Below are 25738 nucleotides of genomic sequence, written 5' to 3'. Positions count from 1 at the left end.
TACACAAAAGTTTTACAAAGGGAATATTAAAATGAAAATCAATAAAAATCTTCGTTTAATTGTTTTGTTAAGAGAGATACTACACGATAGATTTAATCTTGAAGAAGACAAAGCATCTGAAGAAGAAATTATTGAGAATGTAAAAAAAGGAATTGAGTTCCGCGGAATGAATCTGTGGGTTTTAATTTTTGCAATCTTTATCGCATCAATAGGATTAAATGTAAATTCAACGGCTGTGATAATCGGTGCAATGCTTATCTCTCCGCTTATGGGACCAATAATGGGCATCGGATTAGGAATTGGAATAAACGATTTTGAGCTGATAAAAAAATCTTATAAAAATCTTGGCGTTGCTGTTTTAATAAGTGTAATCACTTCAACATTCTATTTTCTTATTACACCACTTAGCGATGCTCAATCAGAATTACTTGCAAGAACAACTCCGACAATATGGGATGTTTTTATTGCATTATTTGGTGGGCTTGCCGGAATAGTTGCTGCAACGAGAAAAAGTATAAGCAATGTAATTCCGGGAGTTGCTATCGCCACAGCTTTGATGCCTCCGCTTTGCACTGCTGGATTCGGACTTGCAAGTGGTAACCTGTCATATTTCTTCGGAGCGTTTTATCTTTTTTTTATAAACAGTGTGTTTATTAGTCTTGCCACTTATATCATCGTTAGGTTTATGAAATTCCACAAGAGAGAATTTCTTGATCCACTAAAAGAAGTGAAAGTTAAAAGGTCAATAATTGCAGTTGTTCTTATCACAGTTATTCCAAGCATTATTATGGCTTACAACATTGTTAACAGAACCTTCATTGAAAAGAATGCTCAACAGTTCATTCAGAATGAATTAAACTTTCCAAATTCTCAGGTAATCAGCAGAAAAGTTAATTTTGATTCCAGTCGTGTGAAGATTGAAGTATTTATGCTTGGGGCACCAATTGAATCAAGTTTAATTGATATTGCAAGACAAAAGTTACCCAAGTATAAACTACAAGATGCAGAGCTGGTTGTAAAGCAAGGGGTTGCGGAAGGAAGTCGTGTTGATTTAAGTGCACTTCGTGCCGGAGTGATCGAGGAACTTTATCGCAAGAATGAAGAGATAATTAAAAACAAAGACAAACAGATACAATTGCTGGAAAGTCAGATTGCATTGTATTCAAAAAATCAATTTAATGTAGAAGAAATATCCCGGGAAGCCAAAGCTCTTTTTAATAACATTACTGAATTGTCTGTGCAGCGTTCTTTTGTGATGAACTTTAAAGAAAATAAAATTGATACTGTTACAATCGGATATGTAAGATTTGGCTCTCGAGTTTCCGGAACTGAAAGAAGAAAGCTTAATAACTGGCTTAAAGAAAGAACTAACTCCGATAATTTTAAGTTGATAGTTAATTAAATATTATGAGTTTGACACTAACTGAAATTTTTGTTTATCCTATTAAATCGCTCGGTGGAATCTCTTTAACTGAAGCTTTTGTTGAGCGAAGAGGACTTCAATACGATAGAAGAATGATGCTTGTTGATGAGAATGGAATATTTATCACTCAAAGAGACTTCCCGCAAATGGCATTATTAAAAACAAAAATTGAAGATAATACTTTAAAAGTGTATCACTCTCAATTAAACCATTCAATCATTCTTTCACTCAATAACGAAAATGTTACCTCACTTAATAAAATAAAAGTGAAAATCTGGGATGACATCTGCGAAGCTTCCCTCATATCAAAAGAAGCAGATGATTTTTTTTCTGATATGATTGGTACAAAATGCAGGTTAGTTTATATGCCCGAAGATGAAATAAGAATTGTTGATCGTGAAAGAAAATATGTGACTGATGAACACATCGTTGGTTTTGCTGATGGATATCCTTTCCTGATAATCGGACAATCATCACTTGATGATTTAAATCGCAGATTAGAAAATCCATTACCAATAAATCGTTTCAGACCAAACCTGGTATTTTCGGGAGGACAACCTTTTGAAGAAGATAATTGGAAAGACTTTTTTATTGGCGAAATAAAATTTCGTGCTGTAAAACCTTGTGCGCGTTGTGTAATTACAACAACCGATCAGCAAACTGCGGAAAGAAGTAATGAGCCGCTGAGAACTCTTTCAACATTCAGAAGAAATGGAAATAAAGTTTTGTTCGGAATGAACCTGGTTGCTTACAATTCTGGCAATGTAAAAGTTGGTGATAATATTACACTTCTTTAGTTAGCTTTTAATTACTTGTTGTACCCCGAAGAAGTAAAACAAAACCATCCGGAAAAAAACTCTTTTAGTGTGTTGAAAAATCAATTCAAATTTCTTTTATTCACGGCAAAAAATTCTGATTGGTATGAAAAACACTTTATTATTTTTTCTGATTACATTTTCTTTCCTTTCCTGTTCTTCAAACAGAGATTATTTGCCCGAAGAATTCTGGGGCATGAAGTTGAACAGAAAACTTACCGGAAAGGAAGCTAAGGATTTTGTTGACAAGCTGCATTTTCAGAATGTTGCAACAGAAAAAAATGAAGTTGGATTTTATACTGGTGAAATTGGTAATGCAACAATCTACATAACTTATTACACTGATGAAAAAACGGCATATCAGGATTTCAGGAAAATGACCGGGAAAATATCTCCGGAGAACTCAATGTTTGTTCGGGGAACTTATCACAATATAAATAACAAACAACTTTATAGTTGCATGGGACTTGGTCAGGTGCATTATGTTTTCGCACACCAGAATCTGTTATTCTGGATTTCTGTTGACCCACACTTCAGTCGCAATTTTCTGGATGAATATATGAAGCTTGTAATGAATTAGATTTTATACAAGCAAAATCATTTTAGCAACATCATTTTTCTTGTTTCAGAGAAATTACCAACCTGAAGCTTGTAGAAATAAACCCCACTTGGCAGTTTAGAACCAGCCGTGTAAGATATGAAATGATATCCTGCTTCATAATATCCATCAGTTATTGTTTCAATCTCTCTTCCAAGCAAATCATATAATTTTATTGTTTGCCAACTGCCTACTGGTGACTGCCAACTGATTTTAGTACTTGGGTTGAATGGATTCGGAAAGTTTTGTTCAAGATAAAATTCATTAAGTAAACTTTTATCGTCTGATTCAATTGAATTTGGTTCGAATGGTGAGAAGAAAATGAGCATATTATCAATTGTTGCACGCCATAAACCCCAACTGTGTCCTTCGTGGCGTTCTTCCCAACTTAGCTGATAATTATTTTGAAGAAGAAAATCTCTGAAGTTTCTCATATTTGCAGGTAACGAACCCTCATAAGTTCCCCAAACCGAACACCATTTAATATTTTTTACAGGACCATTTACAACAAGATTATATGCTTCGTAATTGTTTGGCCAGAATGCACCTGAATGTAATCCACAATAACCAAAAACCTCTGGATGATTGTAACTTATCAGTGCGGAAATGTTCCCTCCGAATGAATCTCCAAGTACAAGTCTTTTATCTGCAGAAGCAATTGTTTTAAAACTTGCATCAATGTAAGGAACCAATTCATTCACAAAAAATAATCTGTATTGAACGCGAACTGAACCGGCATATTCTTCGTTTCTGTTATTTGGTCTGACAAATACAGCAATAACAGGATTGATTTTATTGCTGTCTATCAGATTATCAATCACATTTACAGCGCTTCCAAGCGTTATGTATTCAAATCCGTCCTGAAAATAAACTGTTGGATATCTCTCTGCTGAAGTAGAATCATATCCTGGTGGAAGGTAAATTCTTAATTGATAGTAAGCGCCAACATTTATGCTATAAATGGTTTTGTTTACAATCGTACCGTGAGGAATATTACTTCGATAATTAATTTCCCATGGCTGAATGTAATCCGGCATGGCAAGCTCTGAATTAGGTCCGAATCCACCACTTACCTGTCTCGGATTTTCCGGATCAAGTATCCAATCATTTCCATTTCTTACAAACTTATAATCGAGTCTTGCATCTGATTCAAAAACTTTGGAGTAGTACCAGAAGTTTGTTCCTGAAAGATTCGTCATATTCCAGTTTGGAGTCCATCCGTTAAAATCTCCGGCAATTGAAATTGAGCTTACACTTCCGCGATAAATAAAATTAGCCGAGTCGCCGGTTATAAAAGGAATACCCTGGGTTCTTGCATAAACAACAAAACTATCAACTGCAGTTTGTTTTGAAGTCGGATCAGGAAGTGAATTAACATAATTTATAAACTGCTGAAATTGATTTTGAGCGTTTACAGTTGCAACTAAAATTAATAGAAGGATTGTTAGATATAATTTCATAGTATTACTATTTTTAATTAATCATTTATTCTAAAATAATCAGAGCATTTCAAAGATGGACATATCAAAATTTATCGCAAAGCACAACAGCAAATTTGATTTATCAAAATTTAAAACCGATTACACTGCAGATATTGATTCTAAAGATCAAGCTGAAAAGATGTTGAAAAAAAATATTGAAACTATGGCTGAGCTTCAGGATAAACTTTATGCGCAGGACAAATATTCAATTCTGATAATCTTTCAGGCAATGGATGCTGCAGGTAAAGACGGTGCAATAAAACATGTAATGAGTGGACTTAATCCTCAGGGCACTCAGGTTTATAGTTTCAAGCAACCATCAAAAGAAGAACTTGACCACGGTTATCTGTGGAGAATTCAGAAAGCGGTTCCGGAAAGAGGAAGAATTGGAATTTTCAATCGCTCACATTATGAAGATGTTTTGATTGTAAGAGTTCATAACTTAATTAAGTATCAGCAACTTCCGGAAGAGTTAATTGATGATAATATCTGGGAAAAAAGATACCGGCAGATAAATGATTTTGAAAAATATTTATATGAAAACGGAACATTTATAATCAAATTCTTTCTAAACATTTCCAAAGAAGAGCAGAAGAAAAGATTTTTGTCAAGAATTGAAGACCCGGCAAAGAACTGGAAATTTTCTGCTGCAGATGTTGATGAAAGAAAATTCTGGAATGAGTATATGAAAGCATATCAGGATGCAATCTCAGCAACAAGCACAAAATACGCGCCCTGGTATATCATTCCGGCTGATAAAAAATGGTTTGCGCGTTTGGCTGTAAGTGAAGTGATTGTTCAGACAATGAAAAAACTGAAGCCGGATTATCCTAAACTTTCTGATGAACAAATAGCACAACTTCAGAAATGCAAAGAAATCCTGCTGAACGAAAAATAAAATTTGGTTCTTCTATTTAGAAAAATATCTAAGAGTTTCTTCTCCTGGTTTTGACTCAATAACAATTGTCATCCAAACTTTAATAAAGGGATAAAGCTTTTCTGATGAACATTTTCCAACTCCGTTAATCCTTTCCTGTTACCTTTCTTTGAATTACAACTTAATGCACGAAACAATTTAAAATTCGTTTAAGTCTTAATAATCAGAAATAATAACTAATGAGGTTAATATGAAACAAATAGCTACAACAAAAGAGTTTGGATATTTTTTTCTTTCCATTTCTTTTTCATTGCTACTTTTAACTGCCTGTTCTTCGGGTGAAACTGTCAGGAACTCGGAAACTGCAACAGCGGACAAAACCTTCATTTTCAAAGATGGAAGTGACAACTATCGAGTTGAATTCGATGGAGATAAAATCAAATCGATTTATAAGAATAATCAGAAACTTCCCGACAATGAGATAGATAATTACAAAGATCTCGTTATGTATGAATTAAAGAATCTCACAAAGGATTCCTATTCTAACAAGGATAAATCAAAACGAATAAAAATTTTTATTGATAAAGATTCTGCCGGGCGGGATACATCAGAGTCAGATGAAGATGAATTTGACTTCCCGATGTCATTCAAATTTAAAATTGATGATGACTTCCTAAAAGATATGAGAATTGAACTTGACAGTATGCTGAAAGAATTGAAAGACAAAGATTTTGAAATCCACATAAATCCTGATGATATGAAATCAGAGATGCACAAGTTTAAAAAGCACTTCAAAAATATTATTCCACCAGAACCACCTGAATTCGACAGAGATAAGTTCAAAGAAGAAATGAAAAAGTTTCGTGAAGAGATGAAAAAACTTGATAGCATTGATATTGATTTGAAAGGAAAGTTCAGAGATTTAAAGAAAAGAAACATTGAAATTATCGAATTGAAGAAGAATGCAGCTGAACACAAGAAAACAAAGTCTTTTGTAAATGAATTAAAGGAAGAACTTGTTAAAGACGGATACCTTGATTCGATTGATTCAGAGTTAAGATTCAAGATGAATGACGATAAAATATCTGTTAATGGTCAAGATTTGCCAAAGGAATTAGTAAATAAATACAAAGAGCTTTTCAAAAAACATCACGAAAGAGATTTTGATGGACAGATTTTGATTGAGATTGAGTAAATGATAAAAATATCTCTCCTCTTCACCTTATTCAAAAGCCCATCTGTCGATGGGCTTGATTTTTATTACGAACAAAAATTTTGCTGTTCCTCACAGCATTTTACCGCTTGTGAATTTTTAACAACCACTTAACAACTCCGTTACTATTTTTATAATCAAAATTTCTTCATCTATTGAACAATCACGGGTCTCTAATGAAAAATAAACTGATCTTTAATTTACTTGGACTCATTCTGTTTATCTCTCCATCATTTTCCCAAAACAGGATATTAAATCTCGACGATGCAATTAACATCGCTCTTGAAAACAATCGTGATATCAAGCTGGCAAAAATGACCGTTGAAAAAGCTGGTGCTGCTGTTGATGAAGCATTTGGATATGCGCTTCCAAGTCTTGATTTAAATGGAACATTCACTCACTTTTTGCGCAAACCCAAAATGCCTTTCCCGGATTTCGGAGCTTTATTAAAAAACGCAACCTACTCAATATTATTTGACGAAAATGTTATTCCGAGAGATAACAACAAATTCGTTCCGGTTGAAACACAACTTCAATCATTTGCGCAATCAAATAACTATGAAGCACAACTGCTTCTTACTCAAACTCTGTTCAGCTCAACTGTGTTTCGTGGAATTGGTGCTTCAAGAATTTATTATAATTTATCAAAAGCAGAATTGAATAATACAATTTCAAAAACTGTTTTATCAGTTCAGACAACTTTTTATGGTGTGTTACTCGCAAAACAACTCTATGAAATAACCAACGCAAGTTTTCTGAATGCGCAGGATAATCTCAGAAATGTTAAAGCACTATTTGACCAGGGACTTGTATCTGAATTTGATATGCTTCAGGCAGAAGTTCAGGTTGAAAATATTCGTCCTCTTGTTTTACAAATGGAAAACACTTTGAAGAGTGCAAAAGATGGTTTGAAAGTTTTACTTGGTATTCCACAGGAAGAACCAATTGATATAACAGGAGAAATTGTTTATACACCCGAAGAACTTCCTGATGAATTTGATTTGATTTCAGAAGCGCTTCAATCAAATTTTGGTTTGAAAAGTCTTGATCTGAAAAAACAAGTTGATGAAGCATTCGTTCAGATTGATGTTTCTGAGTATTGGCCAAACATTGCAGCATTCGGAAGTTATTCTTATGCTGGCTCATCTGATAAATGGAATTTTCAGAATTATTCCTCTCTTACGGTTGGTTTAAGTTTTTCAATCAATCTTTGGAAAGGTAACAGAACAAAAAACCGTGTTGAGCAATCAACAATTACTTACAAGCAAACCGAAGAACAGATGAATCTTTACAAAGATTTTCTTGTAACGCAGGTAAGAGCAAAGTACAGCGAGTTAAAACGGGTTCAGACACTTGTTGATGCTCAGAACAAAAATGTTAAAGTTGCAGAGCGCGCTTACGAAATTGCAAAAGTAAGATATAAAGAAGGAACGGGAAGCCAATTAGAAATTCAGAATGCTGATATTGCTTTGAAACAAGCGCGAACAAATTATATTCAATCTGTTCACAGTTATCTTGTTACAAAATTTGAAATGGATCAACTTCTTGGAAGAACTAACCAGGAATATTTATTAAAGTACGAAACAGAATAAGTTTAAGAATTCAGGAGTAATAATTAAATGAAATCAATAATTCAAAACACAGCTTTAATTTTTTTCATCACAATTGTTTCGCTTCTTATTGTTTCCTGTGGTGATGATAAACCGGAATCAAAAAGTATGGATGAAATAAGAAAAGAAGAAGGCGTCCCGGTTCGTGTTGAAGAAGTGAAATATCAACCGTTCACAAAATATCTTACATTCTTCTCAAAACTCACCGGAATAAAAGAAGCGACCAAAGGTTCAATAGTTGGTGGAAAGATTGAAAGAATTAACGCCTCGGTGGGTGATTATGTTCGTGAGAAACAGGTAATTGTTGAGTTCGATGTTTACAATCCGGGCGTTCAGTATGAACAGGCAAAATCAGCTTATGAAAATCTGAAAAAGAATTACGAGCGTGTTAAAGCATTGCTTGCAGCGGGAGAAACATCTCAGGCAAATTATGATGCAATCGAAACACAATATCTTGTTGCAAAAAGAAATTATGAATCTGTACGACAAATGCTTTTTATCGAAGCACCTTTTGATGGAATTCTTGTTGATATGAAAGTTAATCCCGGCGATAATGTGAAAGGTGATGTGCCTCTTTTCACCGTTTCTCAAACAAATAAGATGAGAAGCAAAATCTGGGTTTCTGAAAAAGAAATTTCCCAGTTCAAAAAAGGAATGAAAGCAATCACTGAATACAATGGACAGCAGTTTGTTGGAAAGGTAGTTGAAATTTCTTTGGCAATGGATCCTGCAAAACAAGCATTCTTTGTTGAGGTTGAATTTGATAATCCGAAAGGAATAATTAAAAGTGGCGTTACAAATGAAATAAGAATACTTACTTATGAAAAACCAAATGCAATTATTATTCAGAGAAATCTGGTTAACCACGATGAAAATGGAGCTTATGTTTTCGTTGTTCAGAACGACAAAGCTGTTAAAAGATATATAACAAACGGAAATGAAAGCGGTTTGTTTTATGAAGTATCCGGTGGCTTGCAGGTCGGTGATATGCTGGTAGTTAAAGGAGCATCTCAACTTGAAGATGGCTCAAAAGTAAATGTGATTCAATAAAAAGGAATTGAAAAATGTTTCTTGCAAAAATATCAATTAATCGTCCTGTTCTAACAACAGTTGGAATACTAATCTTTCTTATTTTCGGTTTAATTGCTTACAACAGATTAAACCTTAATCTTCAACCTGATGTGGAAATTCCCTTTGTTACAATACAAACCGTTTATCCCGGAGCAGGACCAAAAGAAATCGAAACATTAATTACAAAGAGAATTGAAGATGCTATATCAACAATAAGTCAGATTGAAAGAATAGAATCATACTCATTGGATGGTGCTTCAATTATAATTATTGAGTTTCAGCTTGGCAAAGATGTTAATGTGGCAAATCAGGAAACAAAAGATAAAGTGGATGAAATCATTAACGACTTACCAACCGATGCAAAGAAACCTATAGTGCAAAAAGTTGACTTGCGACTGTTCCCGGTTGTTGATGTTGTATTAAGCGGAAATCTGGATTCACGGCAACTTTATGAAATTGCTGATAAAACTCTAAAAGATCGATTCTCACAGATTGATGGAGTAGCAAAAGTTCAGATAACTGGTGGGCAAGAAAGAGAAATCCGGGTTCAGCTTGATAATAAAGTTGTATTCGAAAATAATATTTCATTACCTCAGCTCACGCAAATTCTTCGGATGCACAATATGGATATTCCGGGAGGTTATTTCCAGATAGGTAATCAGGAATATACAGTGCGACTTGATGGACAATTTCACAACCCTGAATCAATCAGAGAGTTGGAAATACCAACTGCATTTGGTCCTAAAAAAATTAGACAAATTGCTGATGTATTAGACTCCGGAAAAGATATTCGTCAAAGAGCAACTTTCTTTAATGTTAAGCAGAATATCAGAAATGAAAGTGTTATACGATTAGGTATTATCAAATCAAGTGAAGGTAATGTTGTTAAAGTTGCTGATGCCATCCGGACTTCCCTTCCGGAAATTCAGGCGGCATTGCCCGAAGGTTGTAAACTTGAAATTGTAAATGATGCTTCTGAGTTCGTTAAAGCAAGTGTTGATGATACGATGAGTAATATTTATCTCGGAGTAATTTTCACTGCTATTGTTTTATTTCTGTTCTTGCACGATTGGCGTTCAACATTAGTGGTTGCGATGTCTATGCCAACATCAATCATCTCAACATTTCTTCTTCTGCAGGTGTTTGGTCTTTCATTGAATATGATGACATTAATGGGATTATCTGTTTCTGTTGGTGTACTTGTTGCAAACTCAATCGTAGTAATTGAAAACATCTTCCGTTACAAAAAAATGGGAGAAACAATCAAACAAGCATCTTTCAAAGGAACTTCAGAGGTTACGGTTGCAGTTCTCGCATCAACACTAACAAACATTGTTGTATTTCTGCCAATTGCAAATATGTCTTCTATGGTAGGTTTGTGGTTACGCGAACTTGCGCTGGCTGCTGTATTCGCAACTATCTTCTCTTTGATAATGTCTTTTACTCTGACACCCTTACTTTCTTCACTGATACTTTCGAAAGAACATAAAACCGGAAGACTCGCAACCTGGTTTAATAATTTTGAAGCGAGACAAACCGAATTGTACAAAAAACTTTTAGGCTTAGTGCTGCATAGTAAATTCAGAAGTCTAATGACTGTTGTTACTTCAATCGTGATATTCATTCTTGTCCTGATGATTTTCGGACCAAAACTTGGATTTGAGTTTATACCACAGACTGATGATGGCAGAGTGAGAATAACTGTTGAACTTCCGGCAGGTTACAATCTTGAGGAGACCGCTAACACTATTCGTTTAATTGAAGATAGAATTAAAAAACATAAAGAAGTAAAACATATTCTTACAAATCTTGGTAAACTCAGTGACCTTGATGTTGGAACAAATATGGCAAGTATTGATGTGAAGTTAGTTGATGTGAAAGAAAGAGATCTGAAATTACTTGATGCAATTCCAATTTTCACTAAAGAACTTGCAGATATTCCAAATGCTAAAATTAAAGTTGATGTGGGCGAAGATATGGGTGGTGGCGAAGCACCAATTCAATTCTTTTTACTCGGACAAGACCTTGAAGAGCTTGAAAGATTAAAGGATGAAACTGTACAAAAGCTTAAAGATGTTCCCGGACTTATAAACTTTGATAATAGTTCAAGAGCAGGTAAACCTGAAATTACAGTTTACCCAAAGCGCGAGAAACTTACAGAAGTCGGAATGACAATAACCGATCTTGCATTCACTCTACGCTCAGCAATTGAAGGAATTCAATCAGCAAAATACCGTGAAGCTGGTGATGAGTATGATATAACAGTTACACTTGATGATGAATCTGTAAATTCACCAGAGAAAATTGGGAACATAACTGTTGCAACTCAGTTTGGTTCATTCAGATTAGCACAACTTGCTGATGTAAAATTCACAACTGGATTTACAAAAATTCTGCATCGGGATAAATTCACATCAGTAATGTTCACAGGTTCTGCTGCTCCAGGTTATCCGCTTGGCGATGTTACAAGTGAAATAGAAAAAAGATTTGCTGAAATAAATCTGCCTTCGGGATATTCCTTCAGATGGGGCGGAAATGTTAAGATGATGAATGATATGATACAGGATATGATTTTTGCATTCTTCTTAGCTGTTCTTTTAACATATATGTTGCTTGCGGCAATACTGGAAAGTTTCTGGCAGCCGGTAATTATAATGTTTACAGTTTTATTAGGTCTATTGGGAGTTGTTCTTGCTTTATTTATAACAAACACATCATTTAGTATAACATCTTTGATGGCAATAATAATGTTGATAGGAATTGTTGTGAATAATGCAATTCTTATTCTTGATTACACAAACCAGTTGAGAAGAGAGCAAGGATATCTTCCAAAAGATGCTTTGATGGAGGCTTGTCCCACTAAGCTCAAACCACAGATAATGGCATCTATTGCAATCATACTTGGTATGCTTCCATTGGCGTTGGGAATTGGTGATGCAGGAAAAGAAATAAGAATGCCATTGGGAATTGTTGCAATAGGTGGATTACTTGCGTCAACAATTCTGACTTTGTTTGTAATCCCGGCAATTTATAACCTTACTTCCCGCGCAAAATTCATTGACCCAATGAGCAGAGAGAAGGTTGGATAATTGAGCAGGTATAACGGGATGAGGTATAAGGTGGTAAGGTATAAGGTATAAGGGAATAAGTTATAAGGTAAAAGGAATTATTTTAGGATTGAGTTGATTTTAATAATTGGGTTAGGACTCTGTCCGAACCGCAACAATTCAAATCATCAGGAACGAACAGGAGTTCGTTCCCTACACAAAAATAAAATTGATTAATAAAAAAGAGCGGATAATTTGCCCGCTCTTTGAACATTTGCTTTAATTGAAAATCTTTTCTGATTAAGTTCTATGAAATTTTAAAAGCCCCTCTCCTTAGGATGGCACAGCCATTCCTAACGGAAGAGGGGTTGGGGTGAGGCTTACTTAATCAACATCATCTTCTTTACATCTGAAAAATTACCAACAGATAATTTGTAGTAATATACTCCGCTTGGTAATTCACTTGCATTTCCAATGGATCCTGTGGAGAATTCTACTTTATAACTTCCCGCTTCTCTGTATTCATTTACTAAAGTAACTACTTCGTTGCCAAGTACATCATAAACTTTAAGTGTTTGCCAACTGCCTACTGGCGACTGCCAACTTATTACTGTTGTTGGATTGAATGGATTAGGATAATTCTGCTCGAGTGAAAATTTATCCGGTGTAAGTACATCAACTTCTATTCCCTTTGAACTTGCCTGTCCGGTAGGCAGGTATTCAAATGTTCCGTCGAAATCTATTTGCTTCAATCTATAAGCATATTTTCCTGAAGTAAGATTTTTATCAACAAACACATAGTTCTGAGGTTCTGAAGTTGTTCCTTTACCATCTACAAAACCAGCAGTTTCCCAGGAAAGATTCCTCGCTCCGCTCGGAATGACACTTCGCTGAATTTCAAAACCACGATTATTTATTTCAGTTGCAGTTGACCAGTTTAATTCAACATTGTTACCAACTGATATTGCTGTAAACGATGTGAGCTCAACTGGAATGATATTCTGGAAATCAACAAAGTCTACATATTGAGCACTTACTCCGGCAACAATTGTTCTGACAAGAGTATTTGAAGTGGTTATTTCGTGCACACCTGAACCATTAGTTACAATATAATTTCCATTTGGTAGTTTATACGCTCCTCGTAGTCCAGTTATTACATTATAAGAAGCCAGAAGAGTCCCTAAAGAATCATACACATACAAAGCTGAAGGAGTTGAAAACCCTGCAACAGCCACATTACCATTACTCTCAAGATGGATCTGCTGAGGGAATGCTAATCCTGAAGAGACAAAATCATTTAAATAATTTCCACTCAAATCATAACGATGGACTTTATTACTCGAGCTTCCATCAACAAGAACATCATTGCTTCTGAAAACAATATCAAACGGGCTATTTAGACCACCTGCACCTGCTGCAATAAACTGACCAATATAATTCCCCGCATTATCAAACTCAGCAACAGCATTCTGATTTCCACCACTTCCAACAGTTACAACCAAATTACCGTTTGGTCTGTAATTGTGTCCCCTAACATTATCAAGTATTGTATTATTAACCCCACCTGCAGGCGCAAATATTCCCAAATAAGTTCCCATTGTATCATAACTCTGAACAACATCGTCAATCTGATCAGAGACAGAAACAAATCCCTGAGGAGCCAACCTTGCTTGTTTTGGAGAAGAGAGATTGGTCGGATCGACAATAAAACTCTGATTTAATAAATCACCTGTTGTTGCATCAAATAGCATAACACCATCGGCAGTCCAATCAGGAATTAATAAATATTGACTACTTTGAGTACCTTCAGGTCGAATTGTTATGTTATATCCGAGAGAGGGATTTTGCGTAGCTTTCTTTACATAATTTAATCTTGCAGCCGAAAGATCAAATCTATTTTGTATTTGTTGCCAGGTTAATACTTCCGCATTATCATAAATATCAAGAAGATTATTAATCACTGCATAAACAACTCGATCGTTCTGAACAGCCCGTGCTTCTATAAAAATTCCCTGAGGTAAGTAAATTGAATGAGGAATTTCAAGTAATGAAGTCATTTCTCTTGCTTCAACAATCATCTGAGGATTTTCTTCTGTAATTCTCATAAGTTCTTCAAATGAATAGAGCGGTTCATACTGTGAATAGACAATGGAAGTGGATATTAGAACCCCAACGAGAAATAGAAAAATTCTTTTCATAGCATCTCCTTTTATAGTTAAACAATTAGTTGGTTTGGTTTCAAAATCAATATGTGAATAATTTGAATTTATGTCAAGAAAAAATTAAGATTTTTTTATTTGATTGTAACGAAAGCAGGAAACCAGATGATCGTTCACCATTCCTGTCGCCTGCATATGAGCATAAATAACGGTTGAACCAACAAATTTGAATCCTCGCTTTTTAAGGTCTTCACTTATTTTATCGGAAAGTTCTGTTCTGGCTGGTAGTTCTTTTATAGAAGTGAATTTATTATTGATTGGTTTGTAATTGATAAAGCTCCATATGTATTTATCAAATGTCCCAAATTCCTTTCTTATCTCAATGAAAGATTTTGCATTAGTTACTGCAGCTTGTATTTTAAGTTTGTTTCGTATAATGCCCTCGTCTTTCATTAAAGAATTTATTTTTCGTTTGTCATACTTTGCAATTTTATTAAAATCAAAGTTATCAAATGCTTTTCTGAAATTTTTTCTTTTGTGTAAAATTGTTCTCCAGCTCAATCCCGCCTGAAATCCTTCGAGCAAAAGAAACTCAAAAAGTTTTCTGTCATTATGCTGAGGAACACCCCACTCTTCATCGTGATATTTAATCATAAGTTTATCATCTGCAGGCCAGGGACATCTGGAAATATTTTTCATTCTTTCTTTCACAATAATGTTTTTAATGAATTTTTTAATTCATCAAGTTTAGTTTTATCAATAAAGACTTCATTGAATATTTCTTTAATCAATGCTTTATCAATTCTGTTAAAATCTTCTTCGCGAGGGAATATACAAACTCCGCCAAGATCAATTGCGGCAGGACTAACAAGCAGTTTATTTTCACCTTCTTCAAAATAGTGATGTGAGCGATGCTTTGCACGAAGAAATACGATTACCCTCCAACCAAATTCAGAATCATAAAATGAAACGATATTCATCAATGGTTCACTTGATTCATTCATTAGTTCAGAGTATATCTTATAAAACTTTGCGAAGGAATCAACCAATAAATTCTTTTGAATACTTTCAAATAAAATAAACTTTCTTAATCCATCATCAACTGTTTGAATCAGAAGATCTTCTTTATCAACCACAATAGAACCATATTCATTTGCAATCAGATCTGCCTCATCATCAATCGGCATAAAAAATTTATTGCCTGCCTGAAAGTGTAAATGATCCGGAGCAGAGGCACCACATCTTGGTCCATTATAAATTACAGTGAAATGTTTTGATAAATCTTTACTGAAATCGAGTAAGTCTCTGAAAGTGTCTGATATTCTTTGCGGCTGATGTTTTGTGTGAGTCAAAGTAAAATGGATTGGAAAAATTGGATATGGATTTATCAGTATGATATACTCATCCTTGTACAGTATTCCTTTTTGTTCAGCAGGAAGATTTTGTTCGCAGAGAAAACATTTTCTTTCCTGAATTGATTTCGGATCAACCTTAGCTGAAGTGGAAATTATTCTGCCCGGATTAAACTGTGCTTTAATGGAATATCCTTCAAACTGAAATTTTTTGACTCTGACATTTTTCAACTGCTCATAATTATCACGGCAAAGTTTCCAGTCGTTACATTGAAGTTCAAACAGATATTTTGAAGCATCGGCGATTTCGTTTTTTGAAATCAGTTCATTCAAAATTTCATTGTCATAAACTCTGTGATTCATTTACGGTTTATCCTTTTAAAGAATTTTTATAATGTTCAATTGTGTTCTGCATTATAACATTCAGGTCAAATAATTCTTTTGCTCTCTTTCGTGCATTAGCACCAAATCGTTCTCTTAATTGGGCATCTTTAATAAGTACCTCAAGTTTATCAGCAAGATCATCAGCATTTTTTGTTTCAAACAGAAGTGAGGTTTCTCCATCAACCGCAATATCAAGCACACCATCAGAATTTGAACAAACTGATGGTAATGCCATAGAGTGAGCTTCTGCCAAAGCAATTCCAAATGCTTCTGCGTGCGAAGGGAAAACAAAAATATCCATTGCTGAAAGAACATCAGGTGTATCACTTCTGAATCCGGCAAAGATAACATTTGTTAATCCATAATCACTTGCAAGCTTCTTAATTGAAGCTGCATATTCATCCTCGCCACGACTTGCTTCGCCAACTATTATGAATTTCAGATTATCAAACTTTGCTGACAATTTCTTTGCAGCCATAAGAAACTCTTCGTGACCTTTACCGGGACTAAAACGTGCAAGCATTCCGACAAGCAATTCATTATCGGCTATTGAAAATTCTTTTCTTACTTTTTTTCTGTCAGCATTTGTTGGATTAAACTTTTCAGTATCAATTCCGTTGAAAACAAGTTCAATTTTCTTTTCATCAAGTGGAGTGGTTTCAATAAGATTTTTTTTAATCACTCTGCTGATGGCAAATGCTTTTGTAACTCTTTTGTATAAAAATCTGTGTAAAAAATCTTTTTTAACAATGAACGAACCAACCTGTTTTGTAAGAAAAAGAGGAATGTTTGATTTAATTATTCTTAATGCTGGCACAAGTATCCATAAATCTTTCGATGCCTGCGTATGGATTAAACTGAAGCGTCCTTTTCTGATAAGATATCCAACTTTTATTACAGTAAACGGATGAAAATATCCTGATGCTTTTACGGGATGTGTAATAATTCCTGATGTACAAGCTTCAACATGAATTCTTGATTCTTTGAGACAGAGAAGTTCGACCTGAATGTTTCTTTTGAGAAGTTCTTTCACAAAAGTCAAGGTAATCATCTCCATTCCGCCCCAGCTTTTCGATAAGCAAGAATATAAAACCTTCATCGTCTTCAGCTATAAATCCGTTTTATCTGAGCATTTGGGAAATAATGAATGAGTATCTCATCAAACTGATAACCTTGCTCTGCCATTACTGCCGCACCAATCTGGCATAAGCCAACACCGTGTCCCCACCCAGCCCCGAATAAAATAAATTTCTGTGGAATGCCCTCGCTTATATTTTCCTTTTCAACATAAAATGCACTGCTGTAAAGATGGCTTGGAGAAAGCACTCTTCTGATTTCCAATTCTTTGCCAATGACTAAAGATTTTTTAGTTCCAACAATTTTCAATTTAATTAATCTTGCAGAGTAACCTCTTTCAACGGGAACAAGATCAACTATGTCTCCGAAATCAATTCCAAGTTTCTCTTTAATCAGATTACTCAATTCGTTTTGTGAATACTCAACTTTCCAGCGATAAAAATCTTTTGTTTCCTGGTCATAATCCAGTAAAATCTGATTAAGAATTTTTGGGTCGCTTGTATTACAGAATGCAGGTGGATTGGCTTTAATCCACTTAACAGCATTTTCTTCTTTTGTTAAATCAAGCTCAAGATTTTCAGGTTCAAACTTATAATCAATAACCGGTTGTAAATATTTATACTTCACAGGTTCCCAAACATTTTCATAAGATTCACTCATTCCTCCACAGGATTTGGAATATCTTGTATCACAAATTTCATCATCACTAATCAGAACAATTCCTCGTGTATCTTTAATAGCTTTGAATGCTGTATCTGTTGTAACTTTTGTAACTCCCTGAAATCTCTGGCAATGGTCATCCGCACAAACATCAAAAAGTGTGTGAGCTTCGCGGTCATACCAGGTAATTAGTTCTTCGTCAGTTTTTACCGGCTTGAGCGAAGGGTCTTTAATTTTTTCTTTTTCCTTATTTTGAAGTTGAGCAAGTAACCAACTTCTTGCAACAACTGCTTGTGAGCGAAGCAAATTAATTGAACACTTTGCACTCATTTCTGATGAAATAACGCTTGTCAGATAAGCTTCAACAGGAAGATAGTTTATTGCGGTAAGCTGATTTCCGTTTTTAATTATTTTCAGAAAATAATTGAATCGTTGCTTCTCTCTTCTTTCCCAGTGAAACTTAACTCCAATAATAACATCACGAAGCAAGAAACTTTCTGATACCGGGTCAGAAGGTTCAAAGATTATTTCTTCTTCTGCTTCAACAGTGATGTTATTTCCTTTACAAATAATTTTATTGTTTTTCAGCTCTGCGGTAAAAACTCCATTTAAAGTTTTGTTTGTTACAATGGAACTGAAATCACCGTAAAGTTCAAAATTAATTTTATCGTCAGTAAGAATACCAACATTTAGCCAGGGTTCGGTATTAAACTTCATATTAAAATTTTATGTTTTTCTTATTCCAAAATTACTGATAATCAGTCAAAGAATTTCGGAGTATGATTGGAAATCTTGGCAAAATATTATGAATGGCATTAACTTGCTTACAACAAAATGATTGTTTTATGCCAAGAGAAAATATTTCAATAATCGGATTTCCAATGGATCTCGGCTCAGGCAGAAGAGGTGTTGATATGGGTCCTTCTGCATTGAGAATTGCTAACCTTGAAAGACGACTTCGTAACCTCGGTTATAAAGTTGAAGATTTGGGCGACATCAAAATCAAAATAATGGAGAAGCAAAGAGTCGGGGATCCAAAACTTCGTTATTTGAATGAAGTTTTAAAGACCTCATTAACACTTGCCAGAACAGTTGAGAAAGTTCTCGATAAAGGAAATTTCCCTCTTTGCATCGGAGGTGATCATTCAATGGCTATAGGAACGATTGCCGGAATTGCTGCTCATTGCAGAAAAAATAAAAAGTCACTCGGTGTTATATGGATTGATGCACACGCTGATATGAATACTCACGAAACTACGCCAAGTGGGAACATTCACGGAATGCCTCTTGCTGCTTCAATGGGACTTGGTCATCCGTCGTTGGTAAATTTTTATGGATTCAAACCAAAACTTAAACCGGAACATTGTGCACTGATTGGAATAAGAAGCGTTGATATTGAAGAAAGAAAAAATATCCGAAAGTTGAATCCAACTGTTTATACAATGAGTGATATCGATAAACTTGGTATTCACAGAGTCATATCTCGGGTATTAAAACAATTTCGTCAACAGGTTGATCATATTCATATCAGTTTTGATGTTGATAGTGTTGATCCGTCAATTGCACCGGGCGTTGGAACTCCGGTTAAAGGCGGATTAAATTATCGCGAAGCTCACTTACTAATGGAAACAATAGCTGAGTGTGGTTGTATGTCTTCGCTCGAAGTTGCCGAAGTAAATCCAATTCTCGATGTTCATAATACAAGCGCAGTGTTTGCTGCTGAACTTATTGCTTCAAGTATGGGACAAAGAATATTGTGAAAAATTTTAAAACTGTTTTTGCTGTCATAATATTTTTAATAACCGTCCTGCTGTTTTTTAATTTGATTGGTTTAGCAGACTTTTCTCTGATTGAAATGATTTCATACATTTTTCTGGTTGCAGGGATAAGTCTTTGGTTCAACTCATTTGTAGAATCAAATAAGGGTGGGATTTTTACAGGCAGTTTTATTTTTCTTTCAGGAATTGTACTTGCAGTTGAATCATCATTCACAATCTGGAATCCTGCACGAATGATATTTCCTTCAATATTTATTATCAGCGGAATATCTCTTTTGTTCGTTTATCTATCTGATAAAAGGAAAATTGTTTTTTTATTTCTTTCGATATTGCTGTTTGCAGTTGGAATGTTTTATTTGTTTGATAGGATTAACTTTAAAGCATTTGTTTTTATTGAAGCTATCTGGCAAATTATTTTGAGGTTCTGGTTTATTATTATTCTGATTGCGCTTATACTCTTCATCATTGCAAACCGCAATCAACAGACTGATGATTATGAAAACTCAGATAAAATTTTATGATTATAATAAACGCTTCCAACCGAACTTGATTTTTTTATTATATCAATCTCATTTTCAAGCTTCTTTATATCAGCTGTGAACTTAAAGAAAATAAAGATTGAAATTGCAAGCAGTACAGCACAAATTATAATAAGCGAAATTATACTCTTAAAAAGTTTTGATTCTGATTTATCAACTGTTCGTTTAATTGCTTCTATGTCCATCTGAAATGACTTCTGCAATTTTTCAGCAATTGTTCTGGAAGTAATATCTGCAAATTTAGATTCAGCGTAAGAGTGATCGACTTTTACTGGTCCGGCATACGACTCAACAATCTTTTTAGGTTCTTCGGATTTCGGTTCTTCGTATTTAATATCTTCAATCGGCTCAATTGTTTCCTCTGCTATTTCCTGCTCGATTGTTCTCTCATCTTCTTGCTGAAAAATATCGCTTTCTAATTCCTTCGTTTCCGGTTCTTCTATTTCTGTTTCAATTATTTCATCAACAAAAATTTCTTCCTCTATTGGAACATCTGGAATATCTTCTGTTTTAGTTATATCTTCAGCCAGATAACTCTCAGGAATTGGTGCTTCAATTACTTCCGGAGTTTCAATTTCTAATTCCTGTGGAATTTCTTCAACCGAAGGTTCAGATGAAATTTCAGAAGACAAATCTTCAACAGGAGTTTCCGAAGGTTTTATTTCTTCATTTATTTCAGATGTATCCTCTACTTTAACTTCTGGCAATTGTGATTTTAATTCTGCTTCTCTCTTAGCACGCAGCTCTTCTTCAATTCTTTTCAATCTTAATGCAACATTATCCTTTACAATATCACCGAGATTTATTATCTCAAGCGAGAATGGAATTAAAGCACACAATGTTTGATATGAAGCCAGCTCAAACTGTAATTCACTATCAAACTCAAGAAGTTCTTTCAGTTCATTTAGTTCATTTTCATCCAGGCAACCTAAAGCAGCGGCTTGTAAATAATCTTTGGCTTCAATTCTATCCATATCACACTTCCTCTGAATTCATTTTTTCTTTTAATGTGTTCAATGCAACTTTAATTTTTGATTTGACTGTTGGGAGAGGGATTTTAAGTTTTGCGGCTATTTCGCTTTGAGTCATTCCCTCAAAGAATGCTAACTGAAGAACATATCTTTGTGCTTCTGTAAGTTTTGAAACCGCTGATTTTAATTGTTCGCTTTTGTTTACTGCTTCATCAAATCCAAAATCATTATAATCATAAATTGTTGGAATGATAAAAGTGTTTTCGAATTCATCACTGTACTCAACTTTTACATTACCGTTTTTTCTTCTTAATGTATCAACGGCTTTGTTTTTTGTAAGTAAAACAATCCAACCGAAAACATTTCTGTAATCAAAATTATATAGATTTGTTTTTTGCCAGATAATAACAAATACATCAGCCAGAACTTCTTCCGCAAGTTTATCATCTTTAACAATTCTTTTTATAAGTGTGAACAATAAAGGAGAGTATTTATCATACAATGCCTCGAGTGCTTTGGAGTCTCTTTTAAGTACTCTCTGCAATAATTCGTAATCACTTGAATTTGGTTTATTCACTTGTGCCAATCCCTTATGTTAGATTTTTCTTGTTGAAAAAGTATATGTATCGGATTTAAAAATCAATTTTGTTTTGTTTTGAATTCAATCAGATGTTGTGTCTTTCGAGCACATCTTCGGGAATTCTAACAGGTCTTCCGGAAGAAAGAGAAACAAATGTATAAACTATATAACCTTCTGCAGCTACTTTATTGGTTTGCTTGTTCATTATCCAGAAATTGATTATTACCTGAGCACCGCTCCATTCTTTAATCTGAGTTTTTACAACAGCAATATCACCAAACTTTAATGAACGCTTGAACTCAATGTGTGCTGTGCTTGCATACCAGTTGTATCCCCGCTCAAGATACTCTTCCATAGGAAATTTATAATTATCACGCATCTGAATGTAACGGGCGGTTTGAACATAATCGAGATATTTTGAATTGTGAACATGATTGTTCATATCAATATCATCTGGTCTTACAATTATTTCAGTTTCGAATGAAGAGAATTCTTTTCTTTTTTCCATAATTCAGTTTATAAATTTATTTATCTTAAAATAAATATTGTCTTAAAGCTTTATGAAATTTTCCAGAAGTTTCAATCCTGCTTCGCCTGATTTTTCAGGATGAAACTGAACCCCAAAAGATAAATCTTTTTGAATAGCTGAAGTAAACTCTCTGTCGCCTCTCTTACTTGTTGCAACAGTAAATTCATTTATTGGTAAAAAGTAAGAATGCTTAAAGTAAAACTCTGAATCGGTTGGAATGTCAATGAATAACGGGCAATCTTTAATTATCTTCACTTTATCAAAACCTTCGTGTGTTTCACTTTGATTTGAATTTTCAATCTTGATTATACCTCCAGGAAATATTCCAAGGCAGGAAAGATTTCCTTCTGAAGTGTGTTCACACATTATCTGCATACCCAAACCGATACCGAGCATTGGTTTATCAATTATTATCCGAAGCACTGAAAAAAGGTTAAGCAGATGAATCTTTTTCATTACATCTTTTGCACTTCCTGCACCAGGAAAAATTATTTTATCAGCGCGACAAATATCAACCTCACTCGATGATACGATAAAATCATCAGTTATATTTTTAAGTACTTCTGCAACTTCCCTAGAATTGATATCACCAAAGTCAACAATTGTTGTCATAAATTTCCTTTTTTGTCAGGGCAAAATTCAGCAATTCTTTTCTCCCGAACAATCCTTTATTTTGAACCAGATTAAAAATCAGTTTGTTTGATTAAACAATATTAATAAATAAGCAACCAGATGAAATTCAAATCCGAAATTAAAATTATAGTTAAACCCTTGGCATTTATTATATCAACAGTATTTATTTCACTAATATTTTTTTCTTGTGATAACACCGTCTCAAAAAATAATCAGGAAAAGGTTATGGACAATCAAGTTAAAAGCAATTTAGAAATCGCAACCTTTGGTTCAGGTTGCTTCTGGTGCACGGAAGCAATATTCGAAAGAGTTAAAGGTGTTCAAAAAGTTATTTCAGGTTACTCAGGTGGCACAACTGATAATCCCACTTACAAAGAAGTTTGTACCGGCACTACGGGTCACGCTGAATGTACACAAATTTATTTTGACCCATCAATAATAACTTATGATGAATTGCTTGAGATATTTTGGAAAACTCACGATCCGACAACATTAAACCGACAAGGGAATGATGTTGGTACTCAGTATCGTTCGGTAATCTTTTATCACAACGAAGAGCAGAAACAAAAAGCAGAGTACTATAGAAAGAAACTTGAAGAAGAAAAAATCTGGGACAACCCAATTGTAACAGAGATAGTTGAGTTTAAAAAATTCTATCCAGCAGAAGACTATCATCAAAATTATTATGAGAATAATCCATATCAGGGTTATTGTGCTTTTGTTATTACACCCAAGGTTGAAAAGTTTGAGAAAATATTTAAGGATAAACTGAAAAAGTAATTCATCAGAATGCAAGAATATCCTTGCATTATCAGATTATTTCAGATAAAATCCCGCTGACAAAAATCCGACCCAATGCTTGAGGGAAAATGGAGCTGTCAACCCCATTTCAGATTTATTGAATGATAAAACTTTTTCTGAAAAAGTATCTGAATAACAGAAGAGTTTCCCACTAATACTCTTTCCTAATTTTTCTGACAGATGCTTTGCTGTTAGTAATCCCATTATTATTGGATATCTTCCACACCACAGAGGATAAATTTCTTTTGCCTCAGTTTCTGTCCAAAGCTCTTTTGTTAAATCCGCAATTTTCCCGGTTGAAATATCGCCGTTAAAAAGAGAAGCAATTCTTCTATCTTCATTAGTTGCTCTTTCATGTGCAACCTCATCAAGTCCATAAGGATAATTGTTAAAATCCTCTCCGTAATGATTTGCATCATTAGAAATAAGAAGAAATAAATCTTTTCCTGGTTTAAGATTTTTCTCATTAGCATAGTTTAAAATTACTTCTGATAGCTTTACTGCAATAGAATCCATCCTATCAAAAGGCATTCTTGTTACCATAACCGGTGTGATTTTTATTTCCCGATTATAATGCTGTAGAAATGGAATCAGTGCTTCGATAGAATGCTCGAGTGAATGAGCAAGATTATTAACTTCATAAAAATCAGTGTCAAGTTTCGACTTGATTTCATTTCGTAAATCCGAAACTTTTATATTTCCATAAGGTCCTTTCCAATAATCAAATCCATCCATTATTAAAATATTCTGAGGATCATTGATTGCTTTTCGAACTGCTCCGTGAGTAACACCAAATATGATTATCTCTTTTGCTTTAATCATTTTGTAAACCGGATAATAAATTCTTCCGGCATATAAATAATCATCGTGTGGTGAAATTGCGGCAAATAAATTTTCCGATTCAAAGTCCTCATTTACTATCTTATTATTATCCAGCCAGTAAATAAACGAATCCATTTCGCTGCCATTCCAACAAAATCCGACACTATCACGAATTTCTCTTACGGATTGTCCTTGAACAGAAAATGAAATCATTAGCAGAACAAACAGAACTTTAAACAGGAAGTGGTTTCTGTTAATCATAACAATCTTTTTTTACAGCTAAAATATCGAAGCTTTTAATAAATATCACTCTCTACATATTAATACTCTTCAGAACATTCGTTTTGCCATTAACTCGGAAAAAAATTTTCAAAATGGTATTGACTTTTTGATATTATTATGATATCATTACGATAGCAATTTTCAAAAGGAGTGTAAAAATGGAAAAAATAGCAGAAAAAAAAGCAAATAAACTAAATGGCTTTTTAATGCTTTTAGTGCTTCTCGGCTTAATAGCCCTGGAAATTTATCTTTTAGTTTCGGGTATCCGGACAAATAATGCACCAATTCTTTGGATTTTCATTCCAATGCTCATTGTAATTATTCTCATAGCAAGTGGATTTATTGTAGTTCAACCGAACGACTCAAGAGTTTTAATTTTATTCGGTAAGTACACAGGCACCGTTCGGGAATCCGGATTTTGGTGGGTAAATCCATTTACAGTAAGAAAAAAAGTTTCATTAAGAATCCGGAACTTTAACAGCCAGAAAATAAAGGTGAATGATCTTCATGGGAATCCGATTGAAATCGGAGCTGTTGTTGTCTGGCGTGTGATTGATACAGCCAAAGCTGTTTTTGATGTTGAGAACTACGAACAATTTGTTGATGTTCAAAGTGAAACTGCAATCAGGCAGCTTGCTTCTGAATATCCATATGATGTTGATCAGGAAGATATGCCAAGCTTACGAGGAACTCCGCAGGAAATTGCAGAAAGTCTTAAAAACATGCTTCAGCTTAGACTTGAAGTTGCTGGAGTTGAAATAATTGAGGCACGAATTTCTCATCTCGCATATGCACCTGAAATTGCTCAGGCAATGTTGAGAAGACAGCAAGCTCAGGCAATCATTGCAGCAAGAACTAAAATTGTTGAAGGTGCTGTTGGAATGGTTGAAATGGCATTGAAAGCTCTCAGTGACCAAAACATTGTTAAACTTGATGAAGACAAGAAAGCAACAATGGTAAATAATTTAATGGTTGCTCTGGTCTCAGAAACAGAAGTTCAACCAATTGTAAATACCGGAACTCTTTATCAATAAGA

23 protein-coding genes are annotated in these 25738 nt (G+C 34.4%); 12 read left to right on the top strand and 11 right to left on the bottom strand.

Annotated features, from left to right (window positions below; translation table 11 throughout):
• Positions 1-31 precede the first annotated feature (31 nt).
• From Q0X14_RS11520 to Q0X14_RS11510, 3 genes are all read left to right on the top strand, one after another.
• Positions 32-1402, top strand: coding sequence for a TIGR00341 family protein (locus Q0X14_RS11520; protein ID WP_297838614.1), 1371 nt, complete (start codon positions 32-34; stop codon positions 1400-1402).
• A gap of 5 nt (positions 1403-1407) precedes the next feature.
• Positions 1408-2220, top strand: coding sequence for an MOSC N-terminal beta barrel domain-containing protein (locus tag Q0X14_RS11515; protein WP_297838611.1), 813 nt, complete (start codon positions 1408-1410; stop codon positions 2218-2220).
• Positions 2221-2344: 124 nt separating this feature from the next.
• Positions 2345-2818, top strand: a complete 474-nt coding sequence (locus tag Q0X14_RS11510) for a hypothetical protein (RefSeq protein WP_297838605.1) — start codon at positions 2345-2347, stop codon at positions 2816-2818.
• Between the two features lie 17 nt (positions 2819-2835).
• On the opposite strand, the gene Q0X14_RS11505 is transcribed toward Q0X14_RS11510, so the two are convergent.
• Positions 2836-4296: an alpha/beta hydrolase-fold protein gene (locus Q0X14_RS11505; RefSeq protein WP_297838604.1), complete on the bottom strand. Its 1461-nt coding sequence runs from the start codon at positions 4294-4296 to the stop codon at positions 2836-2838.
• A gap of 55 nt (positions 4297-4351) precedes the next feature.
• On the opposite strand from Q0X14_RS11505, the gene Q0X14_RS11500 reads away from it, so the two are divergent.
• The 5 genes from Q0X14_RS11500 to Q0X14_RS11480 all read left to right on the top strand — a co-directional run bounded on the left by Q0X14_RS11500 (position 4352) and on the right by Q0X14_RS11480 (position 12177).
• Positions 4352-5215 (top strand): polyphosphate kinase 2 family protein, encoded by an 864-nt coding sequence (locus Q0X14_RS11500; protein ID WP_297838602.1) that lies wholly within the window; start codon positions 4352-4354, stop codon positions 5213-5215.
• Between the two features lie 229 nt (positions 5216-5444).
• Positions 5445-6389: a hypothetical protein gene (locus Q0X14_RS11495; RefSeq protein WP_297838600.1), complete on the top strand. Its 945-nt coding sequence runs from the start codon at positions 5445-5447 to the stop codon at positions 6387-6389.
• 194 nt (positions 6390-6583) lie between these two features.
• Positions 6584-7999: a TolC family protein gene (locus Q0X14_RS11490; RefSeq protein ID WP_297838598.1), complete on the top strand. Its 1416-nt coding sequence runs from the start codon at positions 6584-6586 to the stop codon at positions 7997-7999.
• A 27-nt stretch (positions 8000-8026) separates the two neighbouring features.
• Complete coding sequence (locus Q0X14_RS11485; protein ID WP_297838596.1) at positions 8027-9067, top strand: efflux RND transporter periplasmic adaptor subunit; 1041 nt, start codon at positions 8027-8029, stop codon at positions 9065-9067.
• A 14-nt stretch (positions 9068-9081) separates the two neighbouring features.
• Positions 9082-12177 carry an efflux RND transporter permease subunit gene (locus tag Q0X14_RS11480; RefSeq protein WP_297838594.1) on the top strand — a complete coding sequence of 1032 codons (3096 nt, stop codon included), beginning with the start codon at positions 9082-9084 and terminating at the stop codon, positions 12175-12177.
• 338 nt (positions 12178-12515) lie between these two features.
• Here Q0X14_RS11480 and Q0X14_RS11475 read toward each other — a convergent pair whose 3' ends face one another.
• From Q0X14_RS11475 to Q0X14_RS11455, 5 genes are all read right to left on the bottom strand, one after another.
• On the bottom strand, positions 12516-14333 hold the full coding sequence (locus tag Q0X14_RS11475; RefSeq protein WP_297838592.1) for a T9SS type A sorting domain-containing protein: 1818 nt from the start codon (positions 14331-14333) through the stop codon (positions 12516-12518).
• Positions 14334-14417: 84 nt separating this feature from the next.
• Positions 14418-14993, bottom strand: a complete 576-nt coding sequence (locus Q0X14_RS11470; protein ID WP_297838590.1) for a DNA-3-methyladenine glycosylase I — start codon at positions 14991-14993, stop codon at positions 14418-14420.
• Between the two features lie 8 nt (positions 14994-15001).
• On the bottom strand, positions 15002-16009 hold the full coding sequence (locus tag Q0X14_RS11465; RefSeq protein ID WP_297838577.1) for a DUF4922 domain-containing protein: 1008 nt from the start codon (positions 16007-16009) through the stop codon (positions 15002-15004).
• Between the two features lie 7 nt (positions 16010-16016).
• Positions 16017-17129 (bottom strand): glycosyltransferase family 4 protein, encoded by a 1113-nt coding sequence (locus tag Q0X14_RS11460; protein ID WP_297838575.1) that lies wholly within the window; start codon positions 17127-17129, stop codon positions 16017-16019.
• Positions 17130-17134: 5 nt separating this feature from the next.
• Positions 17135-18484 carry a SpoIID/LytB domain-containing protein gene (locus Q0X14_RS11455; RefSeq protein WP_297838573.1) on the bottom strand — a complete coding sequence of 450 codons (1350 nt, stop codon included), beginning with the start codon at positions 18482-18484 and terminating at the stop codon, positions 17135-17137.
• Positions 18485-18612: 128 nt separating this feature from the next.
• Between Q0X14_RS11455 and rocF the strand changes: the two genes are divergently transcribed.
• Together rocF and Q0X14_RS11445 are read left to right on the top strand one after the other, a co-directional pair.
• Positions 18613-19527: an arginase gene (gene rocF / locus Q0X14_RS11450; RefSeq protein ID WP_297838571.1), complete on the top strand. Its 915-nt coding sequence runs from the start codon at positions 18613-18615 to the stop codon at positions 19525-19527.
• A complete protein-coding gene (locus tag Q0X14_RS11445; protein ID WP_297838569.1) occupies positions 19524-20066 on the top strand; it encodes a hypothetical protein in 543 nt (180 codons plus the stop codon). The genes rocF and Q0X14_RS11445 overlap by 4 nt, the downstream gene beginning before the upstream one ends.
• On the opposite strand, the gene Q0X14_RS11440 is transcribed toward Q0X14_RS11445, so the two are convergent.
• The 4 genes from Q0X14_RS11440 to hisH form a co-directional block, all read right to left on the bottom strand.
• Positions 20039-21058, bottom strand: a complete 1020-nt coding sequence (locus Q0X14_RS11440) for a hypothetical protein (RefSeq protein ID WP_297838566.1) — start codon at positions 21056-21058, stop codon at positions 20039-20041. The genes Q0X14_RS11445 and Q0X14_RS11440 overlap by 28 nt on opposite strands.
• Before the next feature lies 1 nt (position 21059).
• Positions 21060-21632 carry a sigma-70 family RNA polymerase sigma factor gene (locus Q0X14_RS11435; protein WP_297838563.1) on the bottom strand — a complete coding sequence of 191 codons (573 nt, stop codon included), beginning with the start codon at positions 21630-21632 and terminating at the stop codon, positions 21060-21062.
• A gap of 88 nt (positions 21633-21720) precedes the next feature.
• Positions 21721-22143, bottom strand: coding sequence for a thioesterase family protein (locus Q0X14_RS11430; RefSeq protein ID WP_297838561.1), 423 nt, complete (start codon positions 22141-22143; stop codon positions 21721-21723).
• Between the two features lie 42 nt (positions 22144-22185).
• Positions 22186-22776 (bottom strand): imidazole glycerol phosphate synthase subunit HisH, encoded by a 591-nt coding sequence (gene hisH / locus Q0X14_RS11425; protein WP_297838559.1) that lies wholly within the window; start codon positions 22774-22776, stop codon positions 22186-22188.
• 246 nt (positions 22777-23022) lie between these two features.
• Between hisH and msrA the strand changes: the two genes are divergently transcribed.
• Positions 23023-23577, top strand: a complete 555-nt coding sequence (msrA, locus tag Q0X14_RS11420; protein ID WP_297838556.1) for a peptide-methionine (S)-S-oxide reductase MsrA — start codon at positions 23023-23025, stop codon at positions 23575-23577.
• Positions 23578-23613: 36 nt separating this feature from the next.
• Here the strand turns inward: msrA and amrB are convergent, their stop codons facing one another.
• Positions 23614-24681, bottom strand: coding sequence for an AmmeMemoRadiSam system protein B (amrB, locus tag Q0X14_RS11415; protein WP_297838553.1), 1068 nt, complete (start codon positions 24679-24681; stop codon positions 23614-23616).
• A gap of 179 nt (positions 24682-24860) precedes the next feature.
• On the opposite strand from amrB, the gene Q0X14_RS11410 reads away from it, so the two are divergent.
• Positions 24861-25736 (top strand): SPFH domain-containing protein, encoded by an 876-nt coding sequence (locus Q0X14_RS11410; RefSeq protein ID WP_297838551.1) that lies wholly within the window; start codon positions 24861-24863, stop codon positions 25734-25736.
• The last annotated feature ends 2 nt before the right edge of the window (positions 25737-25738 follow it).

Source organism: Ignavibacterium sp., from assembly GCF_025998815.1.
Classification (GTDB): Bacteria; Bacteroidota; Ignavibacteria; order Ignavibacteriales; family Ignavibacteriaceae; genus Ignavibacterium.
This window is presented reverse-complemented; position numbering and strand designations above follow the sequence as displayed.